General features: G+C 71.3%; 11 protein-coding genes and 1 riboswitch. Of the genes, 4 read left to right on the forward strand and 7 right to left on the reverse strand.

Annotated features, from left to right (window positions below; all coding sequences use genetic code 11):
* Positions 1-8: 8 nt before the first annotated feature.
* Positions 9-2993, reverse strand: coding sequence for a bifunctional acetate--CoA ligase family protein/GNAT family N-acetyltransferase (locus tag TU31_RS28905; protein WP_042159780.1), 2985 nt, complete (start codon positions 2991-2993; stop codon positions 9-11).
* 208 nt (positions 2994-3201) lie between these two features.
* Between TU31_RS28905 and TU31_RS28910 the strand changes: the two genes are divergently transcribed.
* Positions 3202-3483, forward strand: coding sequence for an HPr family phosphocarrier protein (locus TU31_RS28910; protein WP_026170334.1), 282 nt, complete (start codon positions 3202-3204; stop codon positions 3481-3483).
* A gap of 318 nt (positions 3484-3801) precedes the next feature.
* Here TU31_RS28910 and TU31_RS28915 read toward each other — a convergent pair whose 3' ends face one another.
* The 4 genes from TU31_RS28915 to TU31_RS28930 all read right to left on the reverse strand — a co-directional run bounded on the left by TU31_RS28915 (position 3802) and on the right by TU31_RS28930 (position 8697).
* On the reverse strand, positions 3802-4491 hold the full coding sequence (locus TU31_RS28915) for a GntR family transcriptional regulator (RefSeq protein ID WP_042159782.1): 690 nt from the start codon (positions 4489-4491) through the stop codon (positions 3802-3804).
* A gap of 264 nt (positions 4492-4755) precedes the next feature.
* Positions 4756-5556, reverse strand: a complete 801-nt coding sequence (locus TU31_RS28920) for a M23 family metallopeptidase (RefSeq protein WP_042159784.1) — start codon at positions 5554-5556, stop codon at positions 4756-4758.
* Positions 5557-5568: 12 nt separating this feature from the next.
* A riboswitch (cyclic di-AMP (ydaO/yuaA leader) is annotated at positions 5569-5724 on the reverse strand.
* Between the two features lie 211 nt (positions 5725-5935).
* The gene (locus TU31_RS28925) at positions 5936-7318 is read right to left on the reverse strand and encodes a M16 family metallopeptidase (protein WP_042160105.1); all 1383 of its coding nucleotides are present in this window, start codon (positions 7316-7318) and stop codon (positions 5936-5938) included.
* Positions 7319-7356: 38 nt separating this feature from the next.
* A complete protein-coding gene (locus TU31_RS28930) occupies positions 7357-8697 on the reverse strand; it encodes a M16 family metallopeptidase (protein ID WP_042159786.1) in 1341 nt (446 codons plus the stop codon).
* 289 nt (positions 8698-8986) lie between these two features.
* Between TU31_RS28930 and TU31_RS28935 the strand changes: the two genes are divergently transcribed.
* Positions 8987-11434 (forward strand): DNA gyrase/topoisomerase IV subunit A, encoded by a 2448-nt coding sequence (locus tag TU31_RS28935; RefSeq protein WP_042159788.1) that lies wholly within the window; start codon positions 8987-8989, stop codon positions 11432-11434.
* Between the two features lie 55 nt (positions 11435-11489).
* On the opposite strand, the gene TU31_RS28940 is transcribed toward TU31_RS28935, so the two are convergent.
* Both TU31_RS28940 and TU31_RS28945 read right to left on the reverse strand, forming a co-directional pair.
* Entirely contained in the window at positions 11490-12614 is a 1125-nt protein-coding gene (locus tag TU31_RS28940; protein ID WP_042159790.1) for a CobW family GTP-binding protein, read from the reverse strand.
* A 115-nt stretch (positions 12615-12729) separates the two neighbouring features.
* On the reverse strand, positions 12730-13899 hold the full coding sequence (locus TU31_RS28945; RefSeq protein ID WP_042159792.1) for a citrate synthase/methylcitrate synthase: 1170 nt from the start codon (positions 13897-13899) through the stop codon (positions 12730-12732).
* A gap of 112 nt (positions 13900-14011) precedes the next feature.
* On the opposite strand from TU31_RS28945, the gene TU31_RS28950 reads away from it, so the two are divergent.
* Entirely contained in the window at positions 14012-15259 is a 1248-nt protein-coding gene (locus TU31_RS28950) for a citrate synthase (protein WP_042159794.1), read from the forward strand.
* Positions 15260-15452: 193 nt separating this feature from the next.
* Positions 15453-16451, forward strand: a complete 999-nt coding sequence (locus TU31_RS28955; protein WP_042160107.1) for a ferredoxin family protein — start codon at positions 15453-15455, stop codon at positions 16449-16451.
* The last annotated feature ends 146 nt before the right edge of the window (positions 16452-16597 follow it).

Consider the following 16597-nt stretch of genomic DNA (forward strand, 5'->3'; position numbering starts at 1 on the left):
CGAGAGCCTCAGTAGACGGGCAGCCGGCGGGGGCCGAGGTCGGTGGTGGCAGGGGGCCTGGCCAGCCGGACGGTCGCACCGAGGACGGACAGCCCGTGGGCTGCGACGACGACCGGTTCGAGGTCCACGCCGACCACCTCCGGGTGGTCGTCGACGAGCCGGGAGACGCGCAGCAGCAGCTCCGCCAGGGCGGCGGTGTCCACGGGCTGGGAGCCGCGCCAGCCGAACAGCAGCGGGGCGGCGCGGATCGAGCGGATCTGCTCGGCGACCTCGCGGTCGGTGGCGGGGATGAGGCGGTGGGCGATGTCGCCGAGCAGCTGGGAGGGCGCCCCGGCGAGGCCGAAGGAGAGGACGGCGCCGGCGGCCGGGTCGATGGCGGCACGGACGACCGTGTCCACGCCGCGCGGCACCATGGACTGGACGACCGGGCGCAGCTCCTCCGGGGAGCCGAGGTAGTCGGTCAATTCGGCGTAGGTACGGCGGAGTTCGGCCTCACCGGCGATGTCCAGGCGTACGCCGCCGAGATCGGGGCGGTGGCGCAGATGGGGTGCGGTGGTCTTGAGGGCCACCGGATAGCCGAGGCGGGCGGCGGCGCGGACGGCGGTGTCCGGGTCGGGGGCCGGGAGGACGGGGAGGGTGTGGATGCCGTAACGGGCGAGCAGGACTTCGGCGTCCTGGGGCGGCACCGGGACGGAGCGGCCACTGGGGACGTCGGGGGCGAGCCGGTCCAGGAGACGCTCGATGTCGGCGCCGGCCTGGGCCTCCTGGATGTCGTCGTACTCCGGCACCCGGCCCGGGTCGGCGGCCTCCCGGCGCCAGGCGGCGTAGCGGACGGCCTCGGCGAGCGAGCGGACGGCGCGCTCGGCGGCGGGGTAGGCGGGGATCCGGAGGGGCTCCCGACGGGGGCGGCGCGGGGGGTCGGCCTCGGCGTCGCGGGCCGGGGCTGCCTGGCGTGCGGCGAGGGTGGGCGGCGGGCCCGTGGGGACCGGGGGGCGTGGGGCACGAGCCGGGGCGGGCGGGACGGACGGGGGCGCCGGGGCCGGGTGCGCGGGGCGGGCCGCCGGCTCGGGGCTGCCCCCGACGGGAGCCGGGGACTCGGCCGGTTGGGCCGGTGCCGCGAGCGTCTCCGCCAGGTCGTCCATCGCGAGGTGGACGACCGTGACCGGCTTCTGTGGGTGGGCGGTCGCGGCGGTGCGCAGGGCGTCGGCGAGCGCGGCGCCCTCGCTGCTCCCCGGGGAGACAGCGGCTCCCTCCCCCACCCACGGGATGGCCGTGACGACCACGGCATCGCAGCCGTCGGCGACGAGCGCCTCGGCGAGCGCGGCCCGGAAGTCGTCCGGTGTCGCGGCGGAGGCCAGGACGCGGGGGCGCTGCGGGCGCAGCCCCTCGGTCAGGCAGGCGTCGTACGCCAGCAGGGCCAGCGACTCGGAGTTGCCGAGGATGGCGATCCGCGGGCCGGCCGGCAGCGGCTGGGAGGCCAGCAGCAGCCCGGCGTCGATCAGCTCGGTGACCGTGTCGACGCGGATCACACCGGCCTGGCGCATCAGAGCGGCGACGGTGCTGTCGGGGACCCGGACGGTGGGCACCGCGTGGCCGGGCGGGGCGGTGCCGTTGTGCCGGGCGCCCTTGGCGACCACCACCGGTTTGACGGCGGCGGTGCGGCGGGCGAGGCGGGCGAATTTGCGGGGGTTGCCGATGGACTCCAGATAGAGGATCACGACATCGGTGTCCGGGTCCTCGTACCAGTACTGGAGCAGGTCGTTGCCGGAGACGTCGGCGCGGTTGCCGGCCGAGACGAAGGCGGAGACACCGGCGATCCCGCCGTCACCGGGGCCGCGCGCATGCAGTCCGCTGAGCAGGGCGATGCCGATGGCGCCGGACTGGGTGAACAGGCCGATGTGGCCGGCACCGGGCATCCGCGGGGCGAGCGAGGCGTTCAGCCGGACGTCGGGGGCGGTGTTGATCAGGCCGAAGGCGTTGGGTCCGATCAGCCGCATGCCGTACGACCGGGCCTGCCGGAGCAGGGCGCGCTGCCGCTCCCGGCCCTCCGGGCCCGCCTCGGCGTACCCGGAGGACAGGACCAGCACGCCCTGGACCCCGTGCTCACCGCAGTCACGGATCACCTCGGGGACGCTGTCCGCGGGGACGGCGATGACGGCGAGGTCGACCGGGTCGGTGATCTCCCGCAGGGCGCGGACGGCCGGCACGTCTTCCGGGTCGAGCCGTTGCAGGTCCTCGGGGAAGGCGTGGTTGACGGCGTGCACCCGGCCCGTGAAGCCGGAGTCCAGGAGGCTGCGCAGGGCGGTACGGCCGACGCCGCCGGGGGCCCGGCCGGTGCCGATGACGGCGACCGAGCCCGGCGCGAGCAGCCGCTGCACGGAGCGGGCCTCGGCGCGCTGCTCGCGGCCGCGCATCACGGCCATGGACTGCTCGGTCGGCTCCAGGTCGAACTCGAGACGGACCACGCCGTCCTCGAAGGTGCGCTTGTGGGTGTAGCCGGCGTCCGTGAACACCTTGATCATCTTGGAGTTCGCGGGGAGCACCTCGGCGGCGAACCGGCGGATGCCGCGTTCGCGGGCGACCGCCGCGATGTGCTCCAGGAGGGCGGAGGCGACTCCGCGGCCCTGGTGGGCGTCCTGGACGAGGAAGGCCACCTCGGCCTGGTCGTCCTCGGGGTCCTTGGCGGGCAGTCCCTGGTCGTTGATCCGGTCGTAGCGGACGGTGGCGATGAACTCGCCGCCGACCGTGGCGGCGAGCCCGACCCGGTCGATGTAGTCGTGGTGGGTGAAACGGTGCACATCGCGGTCGGACAGGCGTGGGTAGGGCGCGAAGAAGCGGTAGTACTTCGATTCGTCCGAGACCTGCTCGTAGAAGGAGACCAACCGCTCGGCGTCGTCGGGGGTGATGGGGCGGATCCGCGCCGTGCCGCCGTCACGCAGCACCACGTCGGCTTCCCAGTGGGTCGGGTATGCGTGCTCCGGCGGCGTCTGCATGCGGACAGCGTACGACCGGCCACCGACAACCGACCCGGCGCGCGTACGCTCGGGGTGCGGGGCAGGCTGCGACCCCGTAGGACGTACGGCCCGCCGGGCCTCCCAAGGGCCTCACGGCCGCGCGGGCCGGAACGCAGGGCTGGCGGACCACACCCGGCAGCGTGAGAGACTGGTCTAGACAACTGTCACGACTTTGAAGGGCAACACCATGGCAGAGCGCCGCGTCAATGTCGGTTGGGCCGAGGGCCTGCACGCCCGTCCCGCGTCGATCTTCGTCCGTGCGGCCACCGCCTCCGGCGTCCCGATGACGATCGCCAAGGCCGATGGCAACCCCGTCAACGCGGCCTCCATGCTGGCGGTCCTCGGTCTCGGCGCCCAGGGTGGCGAGGAGATCGTGCTGGCCTCCGACGCCGAGGGCGCCGAGGCGGCGCTCGACCGTCTCGCCAAGCTCGTCGCCGAGGGTCTCGAGGAGCTCCCCGAGACCGTCTGAGTCCGCCAGGACCTCTGCTGCATGCGGCGGCCCCGCAGTGGTGACCATCGGTTGCCACTGCGGGGCCGTTTCGCTGCGCGCCTTCCGTTGCGGGAGGGATGCACGGGAATTCCGGGGCGACCCCCATCCGGGGGCGATGGCAACCGATAACCGGGATCAGCGGCGAACGCCATCCGGGGTACTCCGAAAAAGCGCACACCATTAAGCGCACGCGACGCCGATGAAAATCGGCATGCCAAATGCAGGCTCGGATTCGAATAACGCACCGCCACGCGCCACGGCTGCCGATTTCGCGCCTCTTTGTATACGGGGCGATTGTTAAGGGCGGACGCGTGCCGTGTTGACGGGCCGTTTCGGATCCCTCACCTCGGGGGCGGCGGGGCGCCGCAGCCGGTAGACCGGAAGCGAGCGCTCGACATGAGCCGCCATCAGGGCGCGCGCCCGTTCCGCGTCTCCCCGCGCCACCGCGTCCAGCACCGCGCCGTGTTCGTCCCAGGACTCGCCGGGCCGGGACGGCAGTTCCACCGTGTACATCCACTCGATCTTGCGCCGCAGCTGGGTCAGCAGCGCCGTCAGGCTGGGGCTGCCGACCGCCTGGGCGAGCGTTTCGTGGAACCAGCCGTCCAGTTGGCGCAGATCCGCGGGGTTGCCGTGACGGGCCCGCTCGCGGCCGAGGCGTACCAGGCCGCGGAGCACCTTGAGGTGGGCCGGGCTGCGGCGGGCGGCCGCGCGGGCGGCGCCCAGCGGCTCCAACAGGGCCCGGATGTCCAGGAGATCGGCGGCTTCCTGCTCGGTGGGTTCGGCGACGCAGGCGCCCGCGTGGTGGCGTGTGGTGACGAAGCCCTCGGACTGAAGGGTGCGCAGCGCTTCGCGCACCGGCACTCTGGAGACACCGTAACGGGCCGCCAGGATCTCCTCGATCAGCCGGCTCCCCGGCGCCAGCGCACCGGAGACAATGTCGTCGCGAATCGCCGTGCACACCGCATGCGCGGAAATATGGCCTCGCATCTTCCGTGCCTCCGCCGTAATCCCCTGGAAACGCCGCCGGTCGGCGGCTTTTCCGTGACTCTATTCGACCGGCACGGCTTTTCCGACGGCGCCTGGTTATTCATGGATAATTTTTGGCCGGAAGTAGCGGGCCGTCAGCGCAACCCGTGCGCGCTCGCCGCCCTCCGGATACGCCGGAGCCCCGGCCGTGGGACCGGGGCTCCGAAGGACGCTCGGCGTGTGGTGCTGGCCAGTGGGGGGGCGCGGCACCGACAGGGCGCGGGATCAGACGTTGACGCCGTGCCCGCGCAGGTAGGCGACCGGGTCGATGTCCGAGCCGTAGTCGGCGCCGGTGCGGGCCTCGAAGTGCAGGTGCGGGCCGGTGACGTTGCCAGTGGCGCCGGAGAGGCCGATCTGCTGGCCCGGGGTGACCTGCTGGCCGACCGAGACACCGAGCGACGACAGATGGCCGTACTGGGTGTACGTGCCGTCGTTCATCTTGATCACGATGTTGTTGCCGTACGAGCCGCCCCAGCCGGCCTCGACGACGGTGCCCGAGCCGACCGCGTGGACGCTGGTGCCGGAGGCGGCGTGGAAGTCGATGCCGGTGTGGCTGCCGGAGGACCACAGGCCGCTGGAGGCCTTGTAGGAGGTGGAGACGTAGGAGTCGGCAATCGGGGCGACAAAGGCGTTGAGGCGCTTGCGCTCCGCGTCGCGGGCGGCGCGCACCTTGGCCTCGTGGGCGGCCTTGGCCTTCTTCTTCGCCGCCTCGGCACGCCGCTTGGCCTCGTCGGCCTGCTTCTTGGCGACGGCCTCGGCCTTCGCCCTCGCCGCGGCGATCTCCGCGTCGGCCTGCTGCGCGTCGGCCTGGGCCTCGACCCGGCTGGCGAGCTCGTCCCCCAGCACGACGGCCTGCTGGAGCCCGGTGTCGTGCGGGCGTGCCTCGTCCGTCGCGGCCAGCGCCGGCGAGGCCACGGAAGCGACCACACCACCGGCCGCGAGGGTGGCTATGCCGGCGATGTTGCGGCCCGTCTTGACGGGACGGCTCGTGCGACGGTGCTTCCCGGTGGCACGGATGAACGCCATGTGCTGGCTTGTCCTTTCCCTCCTTCTCGCCTACCGGGTTAGCTGACGGGTTCGGAGCAGGAAGGTCTCCTACGGACTCCTCGGAGAGGAGTCCGATTCACCCCAAGGGACATATGGGTCCCCGGCTCCCCTGGCTCGCGCCGTACGGGGACTCGGCGATGGCTGCCCGGTGCCACTGTTGTGGCGGACTTGTGACGAACAGCCGGACTGACGCTAAACGGGGCAACTTTCAATCGGCAAACAGATCAGCTTTTTTGTGCGGGATGCCACAAGAACCGGGGCACCAGCCGCGATAAACCGGACATACGGCGGCTCCCGTGGCCGAAAAGCACCACGGGAGCCGCATGTCGATATATGACCTTCCGTCACCCCGGCCGGACTAGCCGCTGACGACGGTCACCTCTCCGATGCCCAGCGCCTTGACCGGTTCGGCGATCTGTGCCGCATCGCCCACCAGGACCGTCACCAGCCGGTCCACGGGGAAGGCGTTGACCGCCGCCGCGGTCGCCTCGACCGTGCCGGTCTCCGCGAGGCGGGCGTACAGCTGCGCCTGGAAGTCGTCCGGCAGCTGCTGCTCCACCTGGTCGGCGAGGGTGCCCGCGACAGCCGCCGCGGTCTCGTACTTCAGCGGCGCGACCCCGACGAGGTTCTGCACGGCGACATCCCGCTCCTCGTCCGTCAGCCCCTCTGCCGCGAGGGTGCGCAGCACCTTCCACAGGTCCTCGAGCGCCGGGCCGGTGGAGCCGGTGTCCACCGAGCCGCTGATGGCGAGCAGCGCGGCGCCCGTGGAGCCCTCCGGGGAGCTGGGGGCGGTGGAGCGCAAGACCTGGCCGAAGGCCCGCACCCCGTAGGTGTAGCCCTTCTCCTCCCGCAGCACGCGGTCCAGACGGGAGGTGAGGGTGCCGCCCAGGCAGTACGTGCCGAGGACCTGCGCGGGCCACACCCGGTCGTGCCGGTCGGCACCGATACGGCCGATGAGCAGCTGTGTCTGGACGGCCCCGGGGCGGTCCACGATCACCACCCGGCCGGTGTCGTCGGCGACGATCGGCGCGGCCGTCAGCGGCTCAGCCGTGGAGCCGGTCCAGGCGCCGAGGGTGCCGGCGAGCGCCGCGTCGAGGTCGACGCCGGTGAGGTCACCGACCACTACGGCGGTGGCCGTGGCGGGCCGTACATGGGCGTCGTAGAAGGCACGGACGGCCGCGGCGTCGATACGCGCGACGGTCTCCTCGGTGCCCTGCCGGGGCCGCGACATGCGGGCGGTGGCCGGGAACAGCTCCTTGGACAGCGACATCGCGGCGCGGCGGGCCGGGTTGGCGAGCTCGTGCGGAATCTCGTCGAGGCGGTTGCGGACCAGCCGCTCGACCTCGCTCTCCGGGAAGGCGGGCGCCCGCAGCGCGTCGGCGAGCAGGCCGAGCGCACGGTTCAGCCGGGACACCGGCACCTCGAGGGAGACCCGTACACCGGGGTGGTCGGCGTGCGCGTCCAGGGTGGCGCCGCAGCGTTCCAGCTCGGCGGCGAACTCCTCCGCGTCGAGCGTGTCGGTCCCTTCGGACAGCGCACGCGCCATGATCGTGGCGACGCCGTCCAGGCCCTCGGGTTCGGCGTCCAGCGGCGCGACGAGGTTGATCTCGACGGCGACGACCTGCTGGCCGGGACGGTGGCTCGTCAGGAGGGTGAGCCCGTTGGGCAGTTGGCTGCGCTCGGGGGCAGGGAAGGCCCACGGCTTGGGTGCGCCCCCCTGGGGCTGCGGGTGGAAGTCCATGGTGCTCACGGGGGAATCGGCGTGGGTGGTGGCGTCGCTCACTGGTCCGCCTCCCCTTCCTCGGTGTCGGCGGCGTCGGTCGGCTCGGTGGGCTCGTAGACGAGCACCGCGCGGTTGTCGGGGCGCAGCCGGGCCTTGGCGACGGCCTGCACCTCCTCCGGGGTGATGTCCAGCACGCGCTGGACGGCGGTCAGCGCGAGCTGCGGGTCACCGAACAGGACGGCGAAGCGGCACAGTTCGTCGGCGCGGCCGCTGACCGTGGCCAGCCGGTCGAGCCACTCGCGCTCCAGCTGGGCCTGCGCCCGCTCCATCTCTTCCGGCGTCGGCCCCTCGGCGGCGAACCGGGCCAGCTCCTCGTCGACCGCGCGCTCGATGTCGGGAACCTCGACCCCGCCGGACGTCTTCACGTCCAGCCAGCCCAGCGAGGGGGCGCCGGCCAGCCGCAGCAGGCCGAAGCCGGCGGCGACGGCGCTGCGGTCGCGGCGCACCAGCCGGTTGTACAGGCGGGAGGACTCGCCGCCGCCCAGGACGGTCAGCGCCAGGTCACCGGCGTCCGCCTCACGGGTGCCGTCGTGCGGCAGGCGGTAGGCCGCCATCAGGGCGCGGGAGGGTACGTCCTCCTCGACGACCTCGCGCAGCTCGCCGCCGAGGATGTCGGGCAGGGTGCCGTCCCGGGGCGGCTGCTTGCCGTCGTGCGAGGGGATCGAACCGAAGTACTTCTCGATCCAGGCCAGCGTCCGCTCGGGGTCGATGTCGCCGACGACCGACAGGACGGCGTTGTTGGGCGCGTAGTACGTACGGAAGAAGGCCCGCGCGTCCTCCAGGGACGCCGCGTCCAGATCGGCCATCGACCCGATGGGCGTGTGGTGGTACGGGTGGCCCTCGGGGTACGCCATGGCCGTGAGCTTCTCGAAGGCCGTGCCGTAGGGGACGTTGTCGTAGCGCTGGCGGCGTTCGTTCTTGACGACGTCGCGCTGGTTCTCCAGTGACTCTTCGTCGAGCGCGGTCAGCAGCGAGCCCATCCGGTCCGCCTCCAGCCAGAGCGCGAGCTCCAGCTCATGGGCGGGCATGGTCTCGAAGTAGTTGGTGCGCTCGAAGCTCGTGGTGCCGTTGAGCGAACCGCCGGCGCCCTGCACCAGCTCGAAGTGGCCGTTGCCCTTCACCTGCGCGGAACCCTGGAACATCAGATGCTCGAAGAGGTGAGCCAGGCCCGTACGGCCCTTGACCTCGTGGCGGGAGCCGACGTCGTACCAGAGGCACACCGCCGCGACCGGGGTCAGGTGGTCTTCGGAGAGCACCACGCGCAGGCCATTGGCCAGCCGGTGCTCGGTCGCTGTCAGGCCGCCGGAGCCGGCTTGTTCTGTGGCCGTGTGACCCATGGGCATGTACGTCCCTTCGATCCGCTTGCGAGGAAGTTCTGTCACTGTATGCAAGCGCGTCGGCATCTGGCGAAGTTCCCGTCCGACCGGCCCCGAACGTACGCCGCGCTCGGCTCCCGCGGGGCCGAAGGGGGAGTCGCGGTCGGCGTTGTCAGTGGCGCGGTCCACAATGGTCCGCGTCAGACTCAGACATACTCGCGGGTCGATCCCCCAGCTGGTTGACCCGACTGGTTGACCCGACGCTTTCCCGACATCGGCAGTAGACGCAGCAGAAGGAGCCGCAGCCGCGATGGCCCGCCGCAGCACGAAGACCCCGCCGCCGGACGACTTCGAGGAGAGGATCCTCGACATCGACGTCGTCGACGAGATGCAGGGTTCCTTCCTTGAGTACGCGTATTCGGTCATCTACTCGCGCGCCCTGCCGGACGCCCGCGACGGCCTCAAGCCCGTGCACCGCCGCATTCTGTACCAGATGAACGAAATGGGGCTGCGCCCCGACCGCGGCTACGTCAAGTGCGCCCGCGTCGTCGGCGAGGTGATGGGTAAGCTCCACCCGCACGGCGACGCATCGATCTACGACGCGCTGGTGCGCATGGCGCAGCCGTTCTCCATGCGGCTGCCGCTCGTGGACGGCCACGGCAACTTCGGTTCCCTGGGCAATGACGACCCGCCCGCCGCGATGCGGTACACCGAGTGCCGGATGGCGTCCGCCACGTCCCTGATGACGGAGTCCATCGACGAGGACACTGTCGACTTCTCGCCGAACTACGACGGCCAGGAGCAGGAACCGGCCGCCCTCCCCGCCGCGTATCCGAACCTCCTCGTCAACGGCGCCTCCGGCATCGCCGTCGGTATGGCGACGAACATGCCGCCGCACAACCTGGGCGAGGTCATCGCCGCGGCCCGCCATTTGATCAAGCACCCCAACGCCGATCTCGACACCCTGATGCGCTTCGTGCCGGGCCCCGATCTGCCGACGGGCGGCCGGATCGTGGGTCTGGGCGGCGTACGGGACGCGTACGAGAAGGGCCGCGGCACGTTCAAGATCCGTGCGACGGTCACCGTGGAGAACGTCACCGCCCGCCGCAAGGGCCTGGTCGTCACCGAACTCCCCTTCACCGTCGGCCCCGAGAAGGTCATCTCCAAGATCAAGGACTTGGTCGGGTCGAAGAAGCTCCAGGGCATCGCCGATGTCAAGGACCTCACCGACCGCGAGCACGGCCTGCGGCTGGTGATCGAGGTCAAGAACGGCTTCAACCCCGAGGCCGTATTGGAGCAGCTCTACAAGCTCACGCCGATGGAGGAATCCTTCGGCATCAACAACGTCGCGCTGGTCGACGGCCAGCCGCTGACGCTGGGCCTCAAGGAACTGCTGGAGGTCTATGTCGACCACCGCTTCAATGTGGTGCGCCGGCGCAGCGAGTTCCGGCGGACCAAGCGGCTCGACCGTCTGCACCTGGTCGAGGGCCTGCTCACGGCCCTGGTGGACATCGACGAGGTCATCCGCCTCATCCGCTCCAGCGAGAACAGCGCTCAGGCCAAGGAGCGGCTGATCGAGCGCTTCTCGCTGAGCGACATCCAGACGCAGTACATCCTCGACACCCCGCTGCGCCGGCTGACCAAGTTCGACCGTATCGAGCTGGAGTCGGAGCGTGACCGGCTTCAGGACGAGATCGAGAAGCTGACGGCGATCCTGGAGTCGGACACCGAGCTGCGCAAGCTGGTCTCCGGCGAGCTGGCCGCGGTCGCGAAGAAGTACGGCACGGACCGGCGCACGGTGCTGCTGGAGTCGGCGGGCCCCGCGGTCGGGGCGGTGCCGCTGGAAGTCTCCGACGACCCGTGCCGGGTGCTGCTGTCCTCGACGGGGCTGCTGGCGCGCACGGTCACCGGGGACATGACCTTCGACGTCGACGCCAAGCGCGTCAAGCACGATGTGATCGTTTCGGCGGTGCCGGCGACGACCCGTGGCGAGGTGGGGGCGGTGACGTCCCTGGGCCGGCTGCTGCGGATCTCGGTGATCGACCTGCCCCAGCTCCCGGAGACCGCGGCGGCGCCGAGCCTCTCCGGTGGCGCGCAGCTCTCGGAGTTCCTCACCTTGGATGACGGCGAGGAGCTGGTCTGTCTGACCACGCTGGACGAGTCCTCGCCGGGCCTGGCGCTCGGCACGGAACAGGGCGTCGTCAAGCGGGTGGTGCCCGACTATCCCGCCAACAAGGAGGAGTTGGAGGTCATCACCCTCAGGGAGGGTGACCGCATCGTGGGCGCGGTCGAGCTGCGCACCGGTGAGGAGGACCTGGTCTTCATCACCAACGAGGCACAGCTGCTGCGCTATCCGGCGTCGCAGGTGCGGCCGCAGGGCCGGCCGGCGGGCGGTATGACGGGCATCAAGCTGGGCGAGGGCGCGAAGGTGATCTCGTTCGCCGCGGTCGATCCGGCCACCGACGCCATGGTGTTCACGGTCGCCGGCTCGCACGGCACGCTGGACGACTCGGTGGCGACGGCCAAGCTCACCCCGTTCGACCAGTACCCGCGCAAGGGCCGGGCGACCGGCGGGGTGCGCTGTCAGCGGTTCCTGAAGGGCGAGGACTGTCTGACCCAGGCGTGGGCGGTGCCCGCTCCGGTACGGGCCGCGGACGCCAAGGGCAGTCCGGTCGAGCTGCCGGAGGTGGATCCGCGCCGGGACGGCTCGGGGGTGCCGCTGACGAAGCCGGTGGCGGCGCTGGCGGGGCCGGTGTAGCCAGTAGCCGACGTGGTCGACGCCGTCGGGCCGGTGGAGAACCGGCCCGGCGGCGTCACTCGTCTTCGGTCTCCTCGTGTGCTGCCACGTACCGCAGCACACCCCACATGCTGTTCGGACCGGCTTCCGAGGGTGCGCTGTCCCGGCAGTTCTCCAGCTCCTTGCGCAGGGCCGGGGCGTCGATACCGCTGCCGATCATGACGAGCTGGGTGCACCGCGCCTCGCCCTTCGGCCACGGCGCGGGGTAGAAGCGCAGGAAGTCACCGACGGCGTGCACCGTGAACTTCTGGCGGTTCTCCGGTACGTCGAAGTGGACGAAGCCCTTGATGCGGTAGAGGCCGGCCGGGCGGCTGTCGAGGAAGTCCATGAGACGGCGCGGGTGCATCGGTTCGGCGGAGGTGAACTCCACGCTCTCGTAGGCGGCGTGGAGGTGGCCTGCGTGGTGGGCGTGGCCGGGGTGGCCGCACTCACCGGGGTGGCCGCAGTGGTCGTCGGAGTCGTGGGCGGGGGCCCCGTTCGCCGCGGACTCGCGCAGCAGGTCCTCGAAGGACAGTTGGCGGACGGCCGCGTCGTGGTCCTCGCCCGGTCCGCGGTCGAAGAACAGCTCGGGATCGACCCTCCCGTAGGCGGTGCAGATCACCGGGCGGCCGGGAGCCAGGTCGGCGAGCGTGTCCATGAGTGACTTCCGCGGCGCATCGCCGATGCGATCGGCCTTGTTGAGCACCACGATGTCGGCGATGGCCACATGCCGGTCCAGTTCGGGATGCCGCGCGCGGGTGTCGTCGAACTCCGCGGCATCGACGACCTCGATCAGCCCGCCGTAGACGATCCGGTCGTTGTCGCTGGCCAGGATCATCCGGATGAGTTCCTGCGGCTCGGCCAGCCCGCTGGCCTCGATGACGATCACGTCGATACGGGCGGCGGGGCGGGCCAGCCGCTCCAGGTAGGTGTCCAGCTCGCTGGTGTCGACCGCACAGCACAGACAGCCGTTGCCGAGCGAGACCATCGAGTCGACCTGCCCGGCGACGGTCATGGCATCGATCTCGATGCTGCCGAAGTCATTGACGATCGCGCCGATCCGGGTGCCGTCACCGTTGCCCAGCAGGTGGTTGAGGAGCGTGGTCTTGCCCGACCCGAGGAAGCCCGCGAGCACGACGACCGGGATCTGTTGCGTGGCCAAGGGGGCGCCTCCATGGTGCGGGTGGCGGGCCGCGCGGACCGGCGGCGGACGAGCTGTCGATCGTAACGGACCGCCGACGCCGCGGGCTCGGCTCGGCCCCCTGCGGCCTCCCCCACTAGCGGGGTGCGACGACGGGCACCGGCTGCGCCGGGGGCGGTCCGACATACCGGGCCGCGGGGCGGATGATCTTCGAATCCTGAGCCTGCTCCAGGATGTTGGCACTCCAGCCGACCACCCTGGCAGCGCAGAAGGTGGGCGTGAACATCTCGCGCGGCAGTCCGCACAGCTCCATGACGACGCCCGCGTAGAGCTCCACATTGATGTGCAGCTCACGGCCGGGCTTGAGCTCGGCCAGCAGCCTTTCGACCCTCGCCTCCACCTGGACGGCGAAGTCCACCAGCGGGCCACCAAAGCACTCGGCGATACCTCGCAGCATCCGGGAGCGCGGGTCCTCGGTGCGGTAGACGGAGTGCCCGAACCCCATGATCCGGTCGCCACGCTGCACACGGTCACGGATCCACGAATCGATGCGGTCGGGGGTGCCGATGGCATCGAGCATGTCCAGTGCCCGGCTGGGCGCACCGCCGTGCAACGGCCCGGAGAGCGCACCGACGGCGCCGACAAGACAGGCCGCGAGGTCGGCGCCGGTGGAGGTGATGACGCGTGCGGTGAAGGTCGAGGCGTTGAAGCCGTGGTCGATGGTGGAGATCAGGTACGCCTCGATGGCCCGGACCTGCTCCGGCTCCGGCTCGTCGCCGGTGAGCATGTAGAGGTAGTTGGCCGCGTGGCCGAGGTCCGCGCGCGGCTCGACGGGGGTCAGGCCCTGACCGAGGCGGTGCAGCGCGGTGATCAGGGTCGGTACGGCTGCGCAGGCGGCGAGCGCGTCGGCGCGGCGGCGGCCGGCGTCGATGTCGTACAGCGGCCGGAAGCCCACCGTCGCGCCGAGCAGCGACAGTGCGGTGCGCAGCCCGGCGAGCGGACCGGAGAGCGCACCGGCATGAGCGAGAGCGGGCAGCGCGTCCCGCACGGCCGGGGGCAGCGTGCGCAGGGCGGCGGTCTCGGCCCTGAACGCCGCCAGCTGCGCGGCGTCGGGCAGCTCGCCGTGGAACATCAGGTACCAAACGTCCTCGAAGCTGCGGGCGGTGGCCAGCTCGACGGCCGAGTACTGGCGGTAGTGATAGAAGCCCTCGGTGCCCCGTACATCGCCCAGTTGGGTCTCGGTGACGATGACGCCCGCAAGCCCACGGGGAGCGTCGATCAGTGCGTTCACCTTGGCGGTCGGCATGGCTGATCTCCTTGCTCTTCTCACCCAAATATTGATCCGACTGTCTATGCTTGACGCAATAGTTGTCAATGTTGATTGAATCAATATGGATGGGTCTGGATACGGTGACCTCATGGCGGATCAAGAAGCAGCGCAGGACGCAGGCGGGAAGCGACTAAGCACCCGGGAGGCGGCCGACCGCCTCGGCGTGAAGCCGGAGACGGTGTATGCCTATGTCAGCCGCGGCCAGCTGACCAGCCGCCGCGAGCCGGGCAGCCGCGGCAGCACCTTCGACATGAAGGAGGTCGACGCCCTCGCCCGCCGTACCGGACGCCGCGAATCTTCTGCCTCCGGTGACGAATTGGCCGTCCGTACGGGCATCACACTGATCGACCGCGACCACTGCTACTTCCGCGGCGTCGACACCTCGGAACTCGCCGCCCACTACAGCTACGAGGAAGTCGCCGAGTGGCTGTGGACCGGCGAACTGCGGCCCGGCATCCACTTCACAGCGCCGCAGGACGCCCTGTCCGCCGCCCGACGAGCCGCCCAGGCACTGCCGGCCCACAGCGGACCGATGGACCGGCTACGAGTCGCCGTGATCGCCGCCGCGGCCGCCGACCCGTTGCGCTTCGACCTGTCCGAGGCCACCGTCTTCGAGACCGCCCGCAGCCTCATCCCGACCCTTGTCGACGCCTTGCCGTCACAGGCCCCGAAGCAATGCGCGGCCAACGCACTCGCCCCACGCCTCTGGTCACGACTGACCGCTGAACCGGCCGACGCCGCGGCACTCCGCGTCCTGGACGCCGCGCTGGTCCTGCTCATCGACCACGACCTCGCTGCCTCGACCTGCGCCGTCCGGGTAGCCGCCTCCGCCCGTGCCCATCCGTACGCGATCGTGTCGGCCGGCTTCGGGGCGCTGGACGGCGTGCTGCACGGCGCGGCGAGCGGGCTCGCTCACCGGATGCTGCTGGAGGTACTGGACTGCGGCAGCGCGGCCACCGTCATCGCCGACCACCTACGGGCCGGCCGCCGCGTACCAGGCCTTGGCCACCGTCTCTATGGCGGCGAGGACCCCCGAGCCCGTGCCCTCTTCAAGCTCCTGGAAGACGTACCCCAGGCCCGCCCCGCCTTGGAGGCTGCCCGCCAAGTGATCACCACAACGGCCCGGCACACGGACTTGCACGCCAACGTAGACCTGGCCTTGGCCGTCCTGACCGTCTCGACGGGCATGCCGACCGAGGCGGGCGAGACCATCTTCGCCATCTCCCGAACGGCCGGCTGGATCGCCCACGCCCTGGAGGAATACGCCGAACGCCCCCTCCGCATGCGCCCCAGCGGCCAGTACCACGGCCCCCGCCCGCCACAACCGTTGCCATGAAAGGCAGCCGCGAGGAGGGAGGGGGCGGAGCCGACCCAGACACCACCAGCAAAACGCGGTCGGCATCGACATTGGCATCGCCGGGACTCACGCGGCGTGACATCCGCTAACGATCGGTTCCTTTCGTTCGCCCTCGTCCCCTGGATGCCCACCCGAAAGCCGACTCCCGATGGATGAGGTTAGGCTCACCTATGTGAGTACCTGCGCCACCGCTTCCCGTGAATCGGCCGAATCGCTCGCCGGAACCGCTGCGCCTGCCCGGACCTGGCTGCTCATCGAGCAAACAGGACCCTGGGGCGCCCATGCGCTGACGGACAGTCACCTGGATCCTGACGTCGGCCGGGCCCTCGAAGCCGCGGCAGAGGGGACGGGCGTACGCGTCGCCCTCATTCGGCGGCCGGGACGCCACGCCGACTGCCACGGCACCTCCAGGCGACGTATGTTCCTCGCGCACACCGCCCCCGGGTGCTCCTGGATCCGAACGACCACTGTCACCGACCCGCGGGCCGCCCTCGACCTGGACTTCACGGCCCTGGGCGCGGGAGAGCATCGCGGCCTCTGGGAGCCGTACATCGGTGAACCGCTGGTTCTCGTCTGCACCAACGGCAAGCGGGACCGCTGCTGTGCCCTGCTCGGCCGCCCGCTCGCTGCCGAGCTCGCCGCCGGCGGGTCCGAGGTCTGGGAGGTCACCCACATCGGTGGCCACCGCTTCTCTCCTACCCTTTTCGTCCTCCCCTACGGCTACGCCTACGGACGCGCCTCGGCCCCCTTGGTCAAGGAGGCAGTGGAGGCGGCGCGCGACGGACGGATCACGAGCGACCATTGCCGCGGGCGCTCGGCCTGGGACCGGCCGGGCCAGGCCGCTGACCTTGCGGTCCGCGGGCTGATCGGGGAGGACCGGGCGGACGCACTCGACGTCGTACGGACCGACCCGATGTGGCCCGAACCCAAGCCGGCCAACAGCCGGACGCCCAGCGCGACGGTTGTGGGAGCCTCCCCTGCCTGGGTCGTCACCGTCGCGCACTCCGACGGGCGTACCTGGCAGGTCACCGTCGAACAACGAGCCGATGGTGCTGCGGCGCCCGCTAGCTGTGGTGCGCCGCTCGGTCCACCGGCGCGTATGGCGGTTGTCTCCGTCGCTGCGGCGAACGGCATGCTTCACGGGACGCCCCAGGCCGCCGCCAGCAGGTGATCTCGCGGGCTTGCCCTGACAGTCCGCGGGCGCTCCAGCAGCCTTCGCTTCCCCCACCTGCGCGAGGTGCGGGGCTTCCCGCTTGCCGGGCCGATGGCCGTGTGGGAGCCGGCTACCCCGGCCACCTGAAGCGGGGCCCGGCCCAC

This window comes from Streptomyces lydicamycinicus (assembly GCF_000829715.2).
Classification (GTDB): Bacteria; Actinomycetota; Actinomycetes; order Streptomycetales; family Streptomycetaceae; genus Streptomyces; species Streptomyces lydicamycinicus.

Bases quoted from the DNA above. Each gene is read 5' to 3' on its own strand.
- TU31_RS28950 (WP_042159794.1), top strand. From the start codon at position 14,012: ATGGCGGATCAAGAAGCAGCGCAGGACGCAGGCGGGAAGCGACTAAGC.
- TU31_RS28915 (WP_042159782.1), bottom strand. From the start codon at position 4,491: ATGCGAGGCCATATTTCCGCGCATGCGGTGTGCACGGCGATTCGCGAC.
- TU31_RS28935 (WP_042159788.1), top strand. From the start codon at position 8,987: ATGGCCCGCCGCAGCACGAAGACCCCGCCGCCGGACGACTTCGAGGAG.
- TU31_RS28910 (WP_026170334.1), top strand. From the start codon at position 3,202: ATGGCAGAGCGCCGCGTCAATGTCGGTTGGGCCGAGGGCCTGCACGCC.
- TU31_RS28945 (WP_042159792.1), bottom strand. From the start codon at position 13,899: ATGCCGACCGCCAAGGTGAACGCACTGATCGACGCTCCCCGTGGGCTT.
- TU31_RS28905 (WP_042159780.1), bottom strand. From the start codon at position 2,993: ATGCAGACGCCGCCGGAGCACGCATACCCGACCCACTGGGAAGCCGAC.
- TU31_RS28930 (WP_042159786.1), bottom strand. From the start codon at position 8,697: ATGGGTCACACGGCCACAGAACAAGCCGGCTCCGGCGGCCTGACAGCG.
- TU31_RS28925 (WP_042160105.1), bottom strand. From the start codon at position 7,318: ATGGACTTCCACCCGCAGCCCCAGGGGGGCGCACCCAAGCCGTGGGCC.
- TU31_RS28920 (WP_042159784.1), bottom strand. From the start codon at position 5,556: ATGGCGTTCATCCGTGCCACCGGGAAGCACCGTCGCACGAGCCGTCCC.